The 14,809-nt window shown below is 62.5% G+C and carries 13 protein-coding genes and 1 tRNA gene; 5 read left to right on the top strand and 9 right to left on the bottom strand.

Features of this window, described 5'->3' with window-relative positions:
- Positions 1 to 51 precede the first annotated feature (51 nt).
- Positions 52 to 468: a PepSY domain-containing protein gene (locus EYV96_RS14830; RefSeq protein WP_131152303.1), complete on the bottom strand. Its 417-nt coding sequence runs from the start codon at positions 466 to 468 to the stop codon at positions 52 to 54.
- A gap of 475 nt (positions 469 to 943) precedes the next feature.
- Here EYV96_RS14830 and EYV96_RS14835 point away from each other — a divergent pair, with 475 nt between their 5' ends.
- Entirely contained in the window at positions 944 to 5,596 is a 4,653-nt protein-coding gene (locus EYV96_RS14835) for a dermonecrotic toxin domain-containing protein (RefSeq protein WP_131152304.1), read from the top strand.
- 8 nt (positions 5,597 to 5,604) lie between these two features.
- On the opposite strand, the gene EYV96_RS14840 is transcribed toward EYV96_RS14835, so the two are convergent.
- Positions 5,605 to 6,369: a bestrophin-like domain gene (locus EYV96_RS14840; RefSeq protein ID WP_131152305.1), complete on the bottom strand. Its 765-nt coding sequence runs from the start codon at positions 6,367 to 6,369 to the stop codon at positions 5,605 to 5,607.
- Positions 6,370 to 6,588: 219 nt separating this feature from the next.
- Here EYV96_RS14840 and EYV96_RS14845 point away from each other — a divergent pair, with 219 nt between their 5' ends.
- On the top strand, positions 6,589 to 6,927 hold the full coding sequence (locus EYV96_RS14845; protein ID WP_131152306.1) for a hypothetical protein: 339 nt from the start codon (positions 6,589 to 6,591) through the stop codon (positions 6,925 to 6,927).
- 75 nt (positions 6,928 to 7,002) lie between these two features.
- On the opposite strand, the gene EYV96_RS14850 is transcribed toward EYV96_RS14845, so the two are convergent.
- The 5 genes from EYV96_RS14850 to ftsY form a co-directional block, all read right to left on the bottom strand.
- Positions 7,003 to 7,078 (bottom strand) — tRNA-Phe (locus EYV96_RS14850).
- Between the two features lie 71 nt (positions 7,079 to 7,149).
- On the bottom strand, positions 7,150 to 7,428 hold the full coding sequence (locus EYV96_RS14855; protein WP_131152307.1) for an oxidative damage protection protein: 279 nt from the start codon (positions 7,426 to 7,428) through the stop codon (positions 7,150 to 7,152).
- Positions 7,429 to 7,437: 9 nt separating this feature from the next.
- Positions 7,438 to 8,484, bottom strand: coding sequence for an A/G-specific adenine glycosylase (gene mutY, locus EYV96_RS14860; protein ID WP_131152308.1), 1,047 nt, complete (start codon positions 8,482 to 8,484; stop codon positions 7,438 to 7,440).
- Positions 8,481 to 9,560, bottom strand: coding sequence for an AsmA family protein (locus EYV96_RS14865; protein WP_131152309.1), 1,080 nt, complete (start codon positions 9,558 to 9,560; stop codon positions 8,481 to 8,483). Before EYV96_RS14865 ends, mutY begins: the two co-directional genes overlap by 4 nt.
- A 31-nt stretch (positions 9,561 to 9,591) precedes the next feature.
- On the bottom strand, positions 9,592 to 10,752 hold the full coding sequence (gene ftsY / locus EYV96_RS14870; RefSeq protein ID WP_131152310.1) for a signal recognition particle-docking protein FtsY: 1,161 nt from the start codon (positions 10,750 to 10,752) through the stop codon (positions 9,592 to 9,594).
- A gap of 149 nt (positions 10,753 to 10,901) precedes the next feature.
- Between ftsY and rsmD the strand changes: the two genes are divergently transcribed.
- Both rsmD and coaD read left to right on the top strand, forming a co-directional pair.
- Positions 10,902 to 11,492 (top strand): 16S rRNA (guanine(966)-N(2))-methyltransferase RsmD, encoded by a 591-nt coding sequence (gene rsmD, locus EYV96_RS14875; RefSeq protein WP_131152311.1) that lies wholly within the window; start codon positions 10,902 to 10,904, stop codon positions 11,490 to 11,492.
- Positions 11,493 to 11,528: 36 nt separating this feature from the next.
- Positions 11,529 to 12,032 (top strand): pantetheine-phosphate adenylyltransferase, encoded by a 504-nt coding sequence (coaD, locus tag EYV96_RS14880; protein WP_131152312.1) that lies wholly within the window; start codon positions 11,529 to 11,531, stop codon positions 12,030 to 12,032.
- A gap of 30 nt (positions 12,033 to 12,062) precedes the next feature.
- Here coaD and EYV96_RS14885 read toward each other — a convergent pair whose 3' ends face one another.
- Together EYV96_RS14885 and EYV96_RS14890 are read right to left on the bottom strand one after the other, a co-directional pair.
- Positions 12,063 to 13,124: a hypothetical protein gene (locus EYV96_RS14885; protein ID WP_131411383.1), complete on the bottom strand. Its 1,062-nt coding sequence runs from the start codon at positions 13,122 to 13,124 to the stop codon at positions 12,063 to 12,065.
- 194 nt (positions 13,125 to 13,318) lie between these two features.
- A complete protein-coding gene (locus EYV96_RS14890) occupies positions 13,319 to 13,807 on the bottom strand; it encodes a helix-turn-helix domain-containing protein (protein WP_131152314.1) in 489 nt (162 codons plus the stop codon).
- Positions 13,808 to 14,017: 210 nt separating this feature from the next.
- Between EYV96_RS14890 and EYV96_RS14895 the strand changes: the two genes are divergently transcribed.
- Positions 14,018 to 14,761 (top strand): SapC family protein, encoded by a 744-nt coding sequence (locus EYV96_RS14895; RefSeq protein ID WP_165488691.1) that lies wholly within the window; start codon positions 14,018 to 14,020, stop codon positions 14,759 to 14,761.
- Positions 14,762 to 14,809 lie beyond the last annotated feature (48 nt).

Consider the following 14,809-nt stretch of genomic DNA (forward strand, 5'->3'; position numbering starts at 1 on the left):
ACCGCAATGAAGCAGCCCCCGGCGTTGCGCCGGGGGTTGCAAGGGCTTCGATCAGTTGGTGCCGACGATCCGCCCGCTTTGCGGATCGATCTGCAGCTTCACATCCGCGCCGGCCGGGTTCTCGGCCTTGGCGCGCCACACGCCATCCTTGAAGCCCACGTCATGGACGTGCGTATATCCCTGCGTCGAGAGCGATGCCTTCACGTCGCGCTCGGACAGGCGAGATACCTGCTTCTCGGGATAAGTCTGGCCGGTCTTGGGGTCGACCTTGACGTCCACCTTGGTGCCGTCCGCGCTGCGCGCCGTGGCCTGCCACACACCATCCTTGAACTTCAGGTCGTGGATCTTGGTGTAACCCTGCTGCTCAAGCTGCGTGTTGATCTGTCGCTCCGTCAGCGCATCCTGCGCCATCACCGTTGACGTCCCCAGGGCAAGAACGATGGCCAATGAAGCGATCGTCGTTTTCATAGTGGGTGCCTTTGCGTGAATGGGCTTCGAAGTTTCGTATCGAGCGAAATAACGGCCGGTGAACCGCGATCGGGCGGCGCCAGCATTGACGTGACATTCACTCAAGCCTTCAGCATGAAGGTTGCTGACCTTGCTGCCGTTCATCATTGGCCCCAGACCGTTGCCAGCCTTGCTGTGGCATGGCGCATGTGTCGTGACTCCGATGGAGGGGCGATGCTCAACGGTCGGCTTCGAGTGCACCGGTTGTGTACCTCATGGAAGTGCACGTGCTTGTCGGCGGAGTCTGCATGGCTGCGCAAAACGTTGGCCGCGCCAGGACTTCATTCGCAGGCAATGCAGGGCTCACACCGGATACGGAAACAGTACAGGCCAGCCCGGCACGCTTTGTGAGCGGACCCCATCGCTATTCAGTCAGTCGATGAAGAGGAGTCCTTGCCAATGATGAAAGACGCCTCACTACTTCAAGGAGCTTCCCGTGCCGGCCATCACGATATTCAATCAACCGCGCTTGGCGATGAATCAGTCGGGCCTGGATGGCATGTCTCCGGTGAGGAGCGTGTCCGGGCAGGGGCCTGCGTCAGGCCATCTGCATAAACTGGGCGACCACGTCATCCGATCCATCAAGCGTGCCGATGCCAGTTACGGCTGGCCTGGCGAGCGGGACCCCATTTCCCTGAGTGGGGGACGCAGGCCGCGCCATCGCCGTAATGCATCCACGCCAGGTGCAGTGTCCGGCGCGCAGTCGCTCGCTTCCGGGAAAGGGCAGAACGGGCAGCCCGCCCAGGCGAAAGCGGTGATTTCCATTTGCCCCGATTCCTGGAGTTCCACCGGAACGGCAGGCGTCGACTTTCGATGCATTGATGGTCCCGCGGACGGCGACGACACCTTTCCGCATGCAGCGCCACCGCCACGCGACGGACCGCTCAAGTCGAGTCAGTACATCAACGCACTGAAGCACATCCAGAACGACTTTCCCCATATCCAGGCGCTGGCGAATCAAACCGCAGCATCCGCCTTGGCGCGGCTGGGGCAGACACTCGATCCCGTGGAGCGCTTCTTCAATACGTTCAAGAACGCTCAGCTCGATGATTCGGCGCCCGGGGTATGGAGCCATTTCGGCTTTCCCGATCGATCCGAACGTCTGTGGCAAATGCCCATCACGCACGATTCGCAGACATCCGAAGAAAGTACGGACAACTTGAACAAATTCTCTGGCATTTATCTGTCGGACGATGCGGTTTTCTACGGTGATCCAAATCGTGAGGAGATCCATGCCGCCGACCTGATCCGGCAACTCAGGGAAAGCGATTTTCTTCAAGCGTACGAAATCCATCTTCAAAGATACTGGTCGAATCATCTGTCCAGTTATGCCGGATATCTGAAGAAGCAGCTTTCCCACATCGTGAAGCAGAAGCCGAGCCATGAGCTTTCCAATCTCGCGCGAACGCTTGTTCTTGCCGTGATCGGCGAAGCATGTCCGAGTGCATTCGCGAATGCCGCTATTGGCGTCAGGCACCTCGAAATCGACGGCCATCAGGCGACGGACGCTTATGTGTTTGAAGCGGGAAAGACGTTGATGTTGGTGGCGCCACACACACGGGAGTTCATGATCGAGTTCCGGTCGCATGAGGACATGGCGGCATGGGTGGTGAAGAAGGCTGCGAGCGCGCCCCAGGAGATTGCGCTCAGTTTTGGCATTCTGGATCGAGAGATATCGTGGAGAAGTGTCGATTCGATGCTGGTTGAATTCGCCAAACGAAGTGGCGAAGAAGGCATGCGCAAGCTGATAAGGGTTTCGCCACAATCCGTGGAGGGGGATTGGTCCATGCATGCGGCCAGCGAAGTGAAGCATCGCGTCATGGAGGACATTCACATCATGAGATTCGAGCCATCGGCCGAAGTGCGAAAGCGATACCTGAGGTATTTCCTCAAGGCGCTGCCGATTGCCGACAAGGTGCCGATGACGCAAGACATTGCCCTGCGAGAGGCAGGGCGCCTTTTGCGTCCTGCCTGGCGGCGGGACCTCGGCGTGGGCGTGCGTGACGGCACGTCGACAGAGATCGGGGTGGGTCTGGTCAACCCGGTCATGGGCGACATTTATGAGTTCAGGCAGCGCCTGGTCTTCCGCTACTTTTCTGATCGGGATGCATGGATCGTCGACGGTACGGGGGGCAAGTCTCGCCCGACGTGCGTCGATGACTATATCGAGCCGCATTTGCCGTACGAGTCCGGCGACGGATCGCTGGTTGCCACGAAGGGCATGTGGAAGCTTGAGCCTGGGAATTCTTCAGCGGACAAGATGCGAGACTCCGATGGGATCGCAACGGTCAATGATCAGGAAGATGTCGCCATATGCCGTCACCGGAACCAAACGTATCTGAGCAGGACGCCCGGCGGATGGCCCTTCGGAAGCCCCTTGGTGGATCTTGGAAAGGGAAGGTGGGCAACGCGCGAAGCCGTGCAGGTGCTGCCGCCGAACTGGACGTTTGTCCCCGGTCGCGCTGAACAGTATTGGTTCGCACACGCCTTCAAGGAGATGAATCCGGTTCATCTGACATCGACATCCACGCCCGATGTCTATCGGGCCATCGATGGCGGGTTTGTCCTCAAGACGTCCATGGGTTATTTGCCGCTGACCAAGTCTGCGGACGGTTGGCGCGCAGGATTCGGTGGGCCTCCCATGGCGCGGGGCAGTGACGGACAGTGGTCCATTCAGATGTCGCGCTCCGCTTACGTACCGCCCCTGATCGAAACAACGGAAGTGGCATCATTGACGGCCGCTTTCGAGGAATCCGGCACGCAGGTGTCGGCGTCGCATGCGCTTACTTTCATAAAGGCGATGCGCAACGCCGGTTTCAGAGGAGGGATTGACGAGCTCTTTTCATTCGTGAAGAAGCCGCGTCCCCTGGCGCTGACCAGGTCGGAGGGGAGGCCCCAGCATCACGGGCTTTCGATTCGCTCTACCGAGGTCGACATGGCCAGGGTCACGCGCGCCCAGCTGCATGCGTTGAGGCATCGTCTGCCCGATGATCAGGCACTGGCCGTCGCCTTGGTTGAGTATCGGTCAGATCGCCAGATGCGCTTGGTGGCCGCGGTTCCGCCCGGGTTCGAAAAGGTGGCGACGAAGATTCATTGCGATGTGGTCACTTCGTGGTATGAGGCCTCGCCCGAGCAGTTGATTGCTGGACTCGCCCGCCAGGTGGATGCGCGCATCCGGCATGTCACGGTGTCTCGTGAGCCGTCCATGGCACAGTTGGGTGAGATCTACCTCGTTGCACCAAACGCCGTCGTTCTGTTTCCCTTTTCCCATCCGGCTTTCCGTAGGAGCTCCCTGCAGGAACCGCGCGAGCCGGCACTCATGAGTACCGGCGCGGCGACCTGCGAGCAGGAGCGAATCAGGAGGGATGGACGGTGCACGCAGCTACAAACAGCCATTCGAAACAATCTCGAGACCGTCGATGACTACATTGCCCAGTCCCTGAATCACCAGATCATTCTTCCTCAACAAATGGCCGAAGGGTCGCTTTACGCACATAACCATCGGCTGATCGTTATCAATCACACCACCGGCCTTTCGCGCGAAATGCAGCCAGGTGCCACCGGAGGTGGCGAAACGCTTGTGCCGCGCGAGGTGGTTACAGGTCGGATCGTCTTCCAGCCGCATTTTGGACGTGTGACGAGCATGGTTCCCGGAACCGTGGCGTGGGCCAATGAGATCGAGCAGATGACCGTCACCGTGATGCTCGATGGCGTCGTGGAGGGAGTGAACGACCAACGCATCATTCGTTTCACGGGTCATTGGATCAGTCAACGCCGGTTTCGCCTCGTTGGTCAGCCGATGCCGGGCGAGTTTCTTGAGGGCGAGTTCGAGATGCCGGATTCGCCGACCCCAGTGGCCGACCTGAGTCACACGACGCTGAGGTTCCGCAGGTTACGCTGGGAGCAACATCAGGACATGATCTCCCAGCATGTCCACCTCTGGGATGCCTTGTCCAGAGGGCGCTCCGCCGCACCGATGCCGCAATGGTTTATCAGGATTCCTGAAATCCAGGAGCTGCGTGACCTGATGGTCAGTCGCGGGTGGAGTCCTCAGCAGGTGGAGAGGATTCGATGGGAGTACTCGCGGTTCCTGGATGAGCGGGTGACGAGAGAAGCCCTGGTTCGTCATATCGGGGATTGGCACCCCATGGACATCGACGCGCATGCCTCACCAAGTCACATGGTGGCGATTTCGCCTGCGCCGCAAAGCGCGCGCGCGTCCACGTTGGCCTTCAACAGCCACTTCGCGAATGGAGCGCGTCAGATGCTGGAAGGGCACCTTCGTGCCACGGGGATACGCATGGCGAACATTCGAAGCGGTCCGAATGATTCAAGGCAGGCGCGCGCGGTGCCGATGGTCCTGTTTGTGCAGGCCATCTATCGGGAACGCACCGATCCCGCTGCCTCGATCCTTTACCGACCACCGGGGAGCGCCAACGCCGCTACGCTGGAAGCGCGGGAGAGGAGTCCAAACTATTACGACATCGTCCTGGCCGCGGGTGCCGGCAACTGCGATGACCTGGCGCTGACAGCGGCACGCGCCATTGTGGACGCGGGTGGCGCGGCGGTGACCTGGCAAATGCCCGGGGCGCACACCTTCGTGGTGGTTGGGGCGGTGCCTTCCGGAATGCCAAGCGCCTCGTTCGGTGAGCCGGGGTGGGAGAGCCTTTTTGTCTACGATCCCTGGCTCGACATCATCTGTCCCGCACCGAGCTACCGCGACAGGTTCCGTCAGGAAATGCATCGCCGCGATGCGCTGGGCCATCAGATCGCCTTCAGACGATCTGTCGGAGGCTATGACTGGTACTCACCAGTCGATCAGGAGTGGCTCGCCCTGACGTCCGCAAACAATCCATTCCAATGGGGCTATGCGCCGCCGCTACCTACGCGGCCTGTCGTGCCCGTCGACGTGGCGGGACCGGCAGGAGCCTTGCCCTGGGCGCCTGGCGAAGTATGGAGTGCCACCCCATGGGAGCCGATTCCGGGCGTTCGGGTCAGTGGCGATCTGCCACGCAGCCGCAACAGGGAGGACAGGTTTGACTGGCAGCTCGCGCAAACTTCCACGCCGCCGTCGGCCGGCGCCGGATAGTGCAGGCATCAGAGCTTCAGCTCAGCCGTGGCGTGCAACAGGGGTTCACCCGAAACCCGCAGGATGCCTCCGTAGGGATCTTCCAGTTCGAGGATCAGGAAGATCGCGCCTGCATAAGCCAGTGCGCAGAACAACATCACGACCATGACCGCGCGGTTATGAGTGGAGTAGATGCCGATACCGATGAAGATCAGTACGACCCACACACCGATCGCGCACAGAAGGGGGACGGGCTCCGAGGAGTGCCCGTCTTCCGACGTCAGCACGCGTGCGTGCGCAAGATCAGTGGTCAGCTGAAGTGCCCGGCCACGAAACCACAGCTGCGCATCGCTGTGCGGTTCCAGCGTGAGAATGTTGCCCTGCAGTTGCGTGATCAGGCTGAGATTGGTGTGCGGCGTGCGGAAGATCACGCCGCGCGTCTTGTCATCTGCCTCAAGCCCCGAAGCGGCAGTGTCCAGAAAATGGCGCAACTGTACGCGCATGGGTTGCGCCTGTTCGCCATATCCGGAAAGTGCACGATCGGCGAGCACGAGGTTCGTAGCCACGGCAATGACATCTTCATTGGCGCGATCGAACGTAGCGCGCGCGGACGTCACCATGAAGCCCAGTACGAGGGCCATCAGTGTCGCCATCATGCCAATGCCGAACTGTGCGGACTTCTGCGCCTCGTATGTCAGGTGAACCTGTGGCATGCGGGCGGCGATGCTCCGGCCAGCGTGCAGGCTGGCGCATGCAGCGATAAAGATGGCCAGGGAAATGAGCAGGGCGAGCATGGGTACGCATGGCCTTGGGATCGACAATCTGTAGTCTGGCTGACGATGTTCGTCCATCGATCCGACAAACTACGGTCGAGTCATCAGTAGAAATACTGGATGCCGTGAAAAGTGGCGCATCATCATTTGAATTTGATGTTTGGATGGCTATATGTCGCCCGTCCGGAGTCGCAACTTCTCGCGAGACCCGGCGCGTCATCCACTTCTGGGAGAGTGCACATGCTCCGCATCATTTCGATGGCCGTCGCCATCACCCTGGTCGGCTATTCCGTCACGTCCACGGCCAGCGAGCCGAAGTCGATCTATCACGGCGAGACGGGCAGGACGGCTGCCGATTACGTCAAATGTGTCGCCACGAAGTGGGAGGGACGCTCGGCGCACCTCGCGGTCGCCGATGCGCCCAATGGCAAGCGCATCACCGTCACGGCAAAAGGCAAGACCGCTGCCACGCTGGATGCGATCACCACCGATTCGCTGACCAACGTAGACATTCACTCGGATGCGTGGCCCAAGGACAAGGCCGATGCGTTCGTCGAAGATGCGCGCGGGTGCATTTGAGCCTGCTTCATCGCATCGGGAAGCCGACCAACAAAAAAGCCCATCCAGTCGGATGGGCTTTTTTGTTGAATGCGATGGTGGCCGAGGACGGAATCGAACCGCCGACACGGGGATTTTCAATCCCCTGCTCTACCAACTGAGCTACTCGGCCATGGGCCAATGACCGTTTAGGTCATCGTTACCGCGTGGAGCCGTGCATTAAACCGGATGTGGCGGTCGCCGTCAAGATTCCGCGTCGGGGGCGGTGTAGCCGGCCGGCTGGGCCACGTCGCCGCCAAACAGGTATTTCTCCATTTCCGCGCTGAGGAACTGGCGAGCCTTGGGATCGAGCGGGTTCAGGCGGTACTCGTTGATCAGCATGGTCTGGTGGGCCAGCCACTGCTGCCACGCGGGCTTGGAGATTTCCGCGTAGATGCGCTGACCCAGCGGGCCCGGCCAGGGGGCGAAATCGAGGCCTTCGGCGTCAGTGCCGAGTTTGGCGCAATGAATGATGCGACTCATGGGGTGTCCTCAAAGACTTTGCAGCAGGCTGCGCACGGGGGCAGGGAGGCCCAGCGCAGCGATGTCGCCGGTATCGCACCAGCGCAAGCGGGGATTATCGGCGATGGCAGCATGTGCTGTCGCCTCATCGAACAGCAGTGGCTCGACCTTGAGCTTGTAGTGGCTGAAGACGTGCGTGAAGGGCGCCAGCGCGCGCGCGTCATCGATGCGCGCGAGGCGTTCCGCCGCTTTCCAGGCGTCCTCGCTGTCGAGTGCTTCCGGAAGACTCCATAAGCCCGCCCAGACGCCTTGCTCGCCGCGCCGTTCCAACAAGACGCGCTGCTGCGCATCGCGCAGGACCAGCATCACCGTCTGGCGCGTGGGCGTGACCTTGCCGGGTTTCGTGCTCGGCAGTTGCCCCGTGAGATCGTCCCGGAAGGCCACGCAATCGACCGACATCGGGCACTCCTCGCAGGCGGGTCGGCTGCGTACGCACAGCGTGGCGCCCAGATCCATGATGGCCTGCGTGTAGTCGGCTGCCCTCGCTGCCGGTGTGTGTTTATCCGCCAGCGCCCATAGCTGCTTTTCGATCGCGCTCTGGCCCGGATGGCCATGAATGCCGTGGAATCGGGTCATGACGCGCTTGACGTTGCCGTCGAGGATCGGAAAACGCAGGCCATGCGCTTGCGCCAGGATCGCGCCCGCCGTGGAGCGACCAATGCCGGGCAATGCCGCCAGCGCGTCGTAATCGCGCGGCAGCTCACCGCCATGCAGGGCAACGCATTGTTTGGCGGCGGCGTGCAGAAAGCGGGCTCGGCGGTAGTAGCCCAGGCCGGACCACAGGGCGAGCACGGTGTCTTCGTCGGCTTCAGCCAGGTCCGGCAGGGTCGGCAATGCCTTGATGAAGCGATCGAAGTAAGGAATGACAGTGGCGACCTGCGTCTGCTGCAGCATCACCTCCGACAGCCAGACGCGATAAGCGTCGCGTGGTGACTGCCAGGGGAGGTCATGGCGACCGTGCACGTCGAACCACCCCAGCAACCGGTCGGCGAAGGAAAGCTTCTTTGGCTTGCTCATGGCTTCTTCGTCGACTTGCCGCCCGCGGCCTTGGTGGTCGTAGCTTTTTCGCTGGCGGCGGGCGGCTCGGGCTCAACGCCGGTCTGGATGGTCAGGCCCTCGACGTTCATGCCGCCGATGTCCAGATTGGCAATCTGGGCCTGACCGCTACCGGGCGGGACGCTCAGGCGCGGGCCCTGGGGATGGTCGAGCTGGCTCCACCAGTCGGCCAGCGCGATGGGCGGAATGCGCAGGTCGGCGTGATTCTCAGGCCCGTCCAGCTTCACCGCCAGCAAGAGCGGATCCACGTCGTTGGCCGGGGTGAGAACAAAAGAGGTGTTGTAGCTCCCCGCATCGGCGTGATCCAGCGTACCGGCCAGGCTAAGCGACGCGTCGGCGGCGCCGTGCCAGCGGGCCTGGCCGGACAACTGCAGGGTCATGATGGCCCCTTGCGAGAAGTGCAGGGCGATATCGTTCAGTTGAAGCGCGTCGCCCTTGACGCGCGGTGTCGCGCTGAGGCGCATTTGAAGCGGGGTGCCATCCGCGCCCTTGGCGGACAGGCTCAGAGGGAAGGGCTGACCCGAGATCAGGCTTCCGGCGTCCAGCGAAACATCGCTCAACAACATCTGGTTACCTCGCACGACGCTGCCTCGCGTGATGTGCACGCCGGCGTCGATGCGCGGAATTTCCGGTGGCGCTTCTTCGGGGCGCGGCGGCAGCGCAGCGATCCAGTCCTGCAGCGCATCGAGGTCCACGCGCGGCGAGTCGATCTCCAGTCGGGAGATCACCGTTTCATTGCCGAGCAGGGCGCGCCATGGCAACTGCAGGCGGCCACGCGCGGCCAGCAGGATTGGCATCGTCGCGCCCCTGGCGCTCAGGGTCAGTCCCTGCAGCTCAAGCGCAGGCCGCGGAAAGAGGGTCGGGCTCGCGGGACTGGCAAGATTAAGCTGCAAGCCGGCTTCGGCGGCCTGCGACTGCAGCATGGCCGTGAAACGACTGGGCTGCAGCATGACGTAAAGTGAAATGACCGCCGTCGCCACGACCACCGCCACGACGGCGGCCGCGCTAAGCAGGGTGACGCGAAGCCAGCGGCGCACGGCTCAGCCCTGACGCCGTGGAAGCGAGGGCTCACGCATGTCCGATGCTTGCCGGCAGCAGGCCGTCGACATAGGCCTGGGCATCGAAAACGCGCAGATCCGTAGCCGTTTCGCCCAATCCGACGAAGCGGATGGGCAGCCCGAACTCGCGCGCGAGGGCAAACACCACGCCGCCCTTGGCCGTGCCGTCCAGCTTGGTCACGACCAGGCCGGTGACACCCACGATCTGGCGGAACTGGCGTACCTGGCTCACGGCGTTCTGTCCCGTGGTGCCGTCGATCACCATCAGCACCTCATGCGGCGCATCCGCGTCGATCTTCTTGAGCACGCGGGCGATCTTGCCCAGCTCATCCATCAGCCCGCCCTGCGTGTGCAGGCGACCGGCGGTGTCCGCGATCAGTACGTCAATGTTGCGCGAGCGCGCCGCGTGGAGTGCATCGAAGATGACACTGGCTGCATCGGCGTCCTGGCCCTGGGAGATGACCGGCACGTCGTTGCGCACGCCCCAGGTCTTGAGTTGTTCGACGGCGGCGGCGCGGAAGGTGTCGCCGGCAGCGAGCATGACGGCGCGGCCTTCGTCGCGGTAACGGCGGGCCAGCTTGCCGATGGTCGTCGTCTTGCCTACGCCGTTGATGCCGACGGTGAGCACGACGTACGGCTTGTGGCCGCCGACGTTCAGCGGTTGCTGGACGGGCGTCAGCAGATCCACCAGTGATTTGCGCAGGGCCGTCAGCAGGGCACCGGCATCGGCGAACTCCCGCTTGTGCATGCGAGCCCGCAGGTCTTCCACAAGCTGGGTGCTGGCCTCGACGCCGACGTCGGCGGTGATCAGCGTGGTTTCCAGCTCGTCCAGGAGATCGTCGTCCAGTCGCGGATGGCGCGTGAACAGCGACGAGAGTCCGCGTGCGAACGCGCTGCCAGCAAGGCGTTCGCGCCAGCCGCGCCGCGCCGGCGTCAGGTCAGCGGAAGGACCCGGTGCCGGCACTTCGAACGTCAGCTCCTCGGTCAGCGATTCCGCCGGCGGAGCCGCTTCGGCCATGGCCTCGCCCAGGGTGCTGCGGGTATGGTCCATGGAACCGACATCGGCGTCGTGCGCAACCGCCTGGTCCGGGGCAGGCTGGGCCGCAACTGGCGGCTCTGCAGGCTTCTCCGCAGTGGTATCTGCAGGCTTCTTTTTCCAGAACTTGAGCATTGCGGCAACGATTCAAAGACAATACCGCGCATGCTAACACCCCGCGCCAGTTCGATTACTTTCGTCTCCCGGTCCCGTTGTGCCGTAAGGGCGATGTTCAGCGCCGTGACGACGACGTTCACCGCCGTTGCCAGCAAGAACCGGGTCCCATGAGCGCCTCCGGTCGCATTCGCATCATCGGCGGGCAGCTGCGGAACTCGCGCTTGAACGTGCCAGAGCTTCCTGGCCTGCGGCCAACGCCGGAACGTGTGCGGGAAACCTTGTTCAACTGGCTGGCCCCGGTCATCGATGGCGCACGGGTGCTGGATCTTTGCGCGGGCACGGGGGCGCTGGGTATCGAGGCGCTTTCCCGTGGCGCCGGAGCAACGCAGTTTGTCGAAAGCCATGCGCTGGCAGCCAGGGCCCTGAAGGACAACCTGGCACGCCTGAAGGTCAGCACGGCGGACGTGGCAGCCTCGCCGGCGCAAGTCTGGCTGGGCAATACCGGCACGCCCTTCGACCTGGTGTTCCTCGATCCGCCTTTTGCCGACAACCTGTGGGCCGGGCTGGCCTGTACGCTGGAGCAAGGTGGGTGGCTGGCGCCGTCCGCGTGGATCTACGTGGAGTCGCCCAGGCAGCAGCCACTGGACCTGCCAGACAACTGGGTGATCCACCGCGAAGGCGTTGCCGGTGACGTGCAGTTCGCCCTCTATCGCCGTACGGATGCGAAACCTCTGGCCGCGACCGATCCCTCGCTCTAAGCTACCGCTCCGTTTCCCCACCAGCAGTCCCGCATCGTGAACAAGCCACCGGTCAATACGCGACTCGCCGTCTATCCGGGCACCTTCGATCCGATAACCAACGGTCACGCGGACCTGGTGGCGCGCGCGGCTCCGTTGTTCGAGCGCATCGTTGTTGCCGTGGCCGAAAGCCCCAACAAGGGTCGCGGCCCGGGCTTCAGCCTGAACGAGCGCATCGCGCTGGCCCGCCTTGCCCTGGCTGACCTGCGCAACGTCGAGGTGCGTGGCTTCGATTGCCTGCTGGCGGATTTTGTCAGCGAGATCGGCGCGGGCGTGATCATCCGTGGCCTGCGCGCCGTTTCGGATTTCGAGTACGAATTCCAGTTGGCCAGCATGAATCGCCACCTGATTCCCCAGGTGGAGACGCTGTTTCTCACGCCGGCCGAGCAGTACAGCTTCATCTCCTCATCGCTGGTGCGCGAGATCGGTCGCCTGGGAGGTGATATCTCCGGCTTCGTCCACCCGGCCGTACAGCAGGCCATGCGCCAGCGTCGGGCATAGGCCACTCGCCTTTACGCCCGACACCCCGGGTCAGACCATCCCGCGTTGCCAGTGACGGCCAATCTGCGCCTTGGTATCGGACGTCATTGAGTGTTCCTGATCGAAGAACCCCGTATGCGGACGCATGAGGGCGGGTTTGCCATCGCTTGCGACCGCATCCTGAGCGGCGTGTCGCCCCGTGCCCAGAACGTGGGCGGTTTCGTGGGCAAGCGTGTCCTGGTAGGTACCCACCGAAGCCTTGCCGGTGGCGCCATCGTTCGGCGTGAAACCGATTTGCGACAGGCCCTCCTGCTCCCCTGTGAACCAGCCGAACACGCCCATGTCACGCCGCGCCTCGGCAATCATCCACTTGTCCCCGATCGGCCGGCCGGTCGTCGGTTCCAGGCAGTGGTGGGTTTCCGCGGCGAGCTTGCCGGAGATCCGTGACAGTTGGTCGGCGGACACCCGGCCATCCAGGCGCTCATCGGAAAGTGCGCGGAACTGGCTCTTGGAAAATACGTTGACGCGAAGATCTTGGCCTCGGGGAATGACGCCGCTGATATCCTGCCAGAAACGTCCCAGATGGACTTGGTTGAACTGTGCTGCCGTGGGCGCCCCCGAATCGGCATGGGAAAGCAAGATGTCGTCCACGACCAGGTTGAAGTTCGTGCATTGCGCTCCTGACTCGCCCTTCAGTGGGCGCGAGTACAGCGGTTGGGGACAGGCCCGTCCACGACCCACCTGGCTCCCGTGGTGTGCAGGCAAGGCATGCGCGGTGGTTACTCCCGCCAACATGAGCATGAGCAAGGCGGCCTGTCCCGTTGTCATCTTGCCAAGAGGCCTGCCCGATGCGACAGGTGTCTGGAAGGAACCATTGCTCACGGTACCGGAGAGTCGCCGACGAGGGGACTGACATTCGCGGTGCTGTTGGACAAACCGGGCCTGATGCGATGAGCTAGCGCGTGGCTTCATGAACTTTGCCTCGTTGAAAATGAGAGGCAAATTCTCGCGGCTGCCGCGAAACAGGCCATCAGCATGTGCACGGATGTCGATCGGATCATTCTGCGCAGGTTGCTTACCCTGCATCCAAAGAGGGCAGCGGCGCGCTTGCATCCGGGGCCTGCAAACGGACAGGCGGTCATGCACGGCCAGTCATCCCGCGCTGGCGGAATGTCGGGGCATCATTGCGAGACGTAGGATTTCGATGGACGTATAGACGTCCGTACACAAAGCCTGGCACCGTCTGATGGACGAGTCTGTCCACGGCCTTATCCAGGGGTCGAAGCTTGAAACATGGGTGGCACGGCCTAGGAGCGCTCGCCCTGCCTTTGTTTGAGTTCCAGGGGTGACATGCCATACCGGGCCCGGAATGAACGCTGGAACTGCCGGTCGCTGGTGAATCCCAGGTCGTAGAGCAGACGGGTAATGCTGCAGTCGGGATTGGCAATCAGTCGTGCGTACGCCGCGTCGAGTCGCTGCTCCCGAATGTACCGGGCAACGCCACCGACATCATCAAACAACCGGTACAGCAGGCGGCGCGAGATCCGGAACGTGCGTTGCAGCGTCGAGCTGTCCAGGCAAGTCGACGTCAGGTAGGCGCGAATGTACGCGCGAATCTGACCCTGCAGCTCGGCTTCCGCTCCTGGTGTCGCAACATCTTGCGGCGCAGGGCTGGCCAGCCAGGCACGATGCGGAAGGTCCACTCGTGTTCGGGCGCCGACTTGCGGCGTCGATGCAGGCCAGGACGGCCAGGTTTCAGGACTGCTGGTTCTTGCCAAGGCGGACTTGCTCTGCATGCTGACCCCTTGGATCCCCGGACGGTGGCGCTTTCGAGCGCGAGGGACCCCTTCACCATGTAGTGCGTAAAACCCCAACGGATTTGGTCACCGGCATCGCTGCCAAATTTTTGGCGCGGCCGGGACGAAATGTCGGGCGAGTGTGATGGATTTCTCGGAATATGGAAGAGCGGACTCGAAGGGACTGGCCGCTCTACAGGGGAACTCCATATGAAACAACTGCTTATTTATGAGCAGCCGCTGGCGTTGAACCGTCACCAGCACCGGCACCTGCGCCTCAAGGCCGAGCTGGGCGGTTATGGCTTCGCCAGTCACCTCAATTCGGTGCCCCTGACCACGGTTGAATTCGCCCAGGCGGCCCGCGACTTCCCCATCGTTTTTGCCGGTACGCCCGACGATGCCAGCATGCCGGCCGCGTTGCTCGGCCTGGACAAGGACGACAACCTGTTTGTCGATGCGCAGGGTCAGTGGGCAGCCGACGTCTACGTGCCGGCCTTCCTGCGTCGCTACCCGTTCGTGGTGGCCAGCAAGGACGAGTCGCCGGAAGACTTCACCGTCTGCGTGGAACATGCCTTCGTCACCACGGACGACAAAGGCCTGCCCTTGTTCGAGGAAAGCGGCGACGACGCCCCTGCTTTGCAGCGTGCGGTGAGTTTCCTTGCCGATTACCAGAATGAAGTGCGTCGCACCGAAGTGATGATGCAGCAGCTGCGCGAACACAAGCTGCTGATCGAGCGCACGCTGAAAGTAGAACGCAGTGGCAACGAACCGCAGTCGCTGAGTGGCTTCTGTGTGGTTGACGAAGCCCGCCTGCAGAAGCTCGGTGCCAAGGCACTGGAAAAGTTGTCGCGCAGCGGCTCGCTCGGTTTGCTTTACGTACACCTGATGTCGCTAACCAACGTGCAGCGCCTTTCCACACGATGGGATGCGCGGGCGAGAAGCCCGCGCCACTGAACCAAACAAGGCGGCGCTCAGCGCCGCTTCGTCGTTTCGCATCCACGT

The organism is Dyella terrae (assembly GCF_004322705.1).
In the GTDB taxonomy this organism is placed as follows: Bacteria; Pseudomonadota; Gammaproteobacteria; order Xanthomonadales; family Rhodanobacteraceae; genus Dyella_D; species Dyella_D terrae.

Coding starts and splice junctions, on each gene's coding strand:
- EYV96_RS14830 (WP_131152303.1), bottom strand. CDS start 468: ATGAAAACGACGATCGCTTCATTGGCCATCGTTCTTGCCCTGGGGACG.
- EYV96_RS14840 (WP_131152305.1), bottom strand. CDS start 6,369: ATGCTCGCCCTGCTCATTTCCCTGGCCATCTTTATCGCTGCATGCGCC.
- EYV96_RS14845 (WP_131152306.1), top strand. CDS start 6,589: ATGCTCCGCATCATTTCGATGGCCGTCGCCATCACCCTGGTCGGCTAT.
- EYV96_RS14855 (WP_131152307.1), bottom strand. CDS start 7,428: ATGAGTCGCATCATTCATTGCGCCAAACTCGGCACTGACGCCGAAGGC.
- mutY (WP_131152308.1), bottom strand. CDS start 8,484: ATGAGCAAGCCAAAGAAGCTTTCCTTCGCCGACCGGTTGCTGGGGTGG.
- ftsY (WP_131152310.1), bottom strand. CDS start 10,752: ATGCTCAAGTTCTGGAAAAAGAAGCCTGCAGATACCACTGCGGAGAAG.
- rsmD (WP_131152311.1), top strand. CDS start 10,902: ATGAGCGCCTCCGGTCGCATTCGCATCATCGGCGGGCAGCTGCGGAAC.
- EYV96_RS14885 (WP_131411383.1), bottom strand. CDS start 13,124: ATGCAAGCGCGCCGCTGCCCTCTTTGGATGCAGGGTAAGCAACCTGCG.
- EYV96_RS14890 (WP_131152314.1), bottom strand. CDS start 13,807: ATGCAGAGCAAGTCCGCCTTGGCAAGAACCAGCAGTCCTGAAACCTGG.
- EYV96_RS14895 (WP_165488691.1), top strand. CDS start 14,018: ATGAAACAACTGCTTATTTATGAGCAGCCGCTGGCGTTGAACCGTCAC.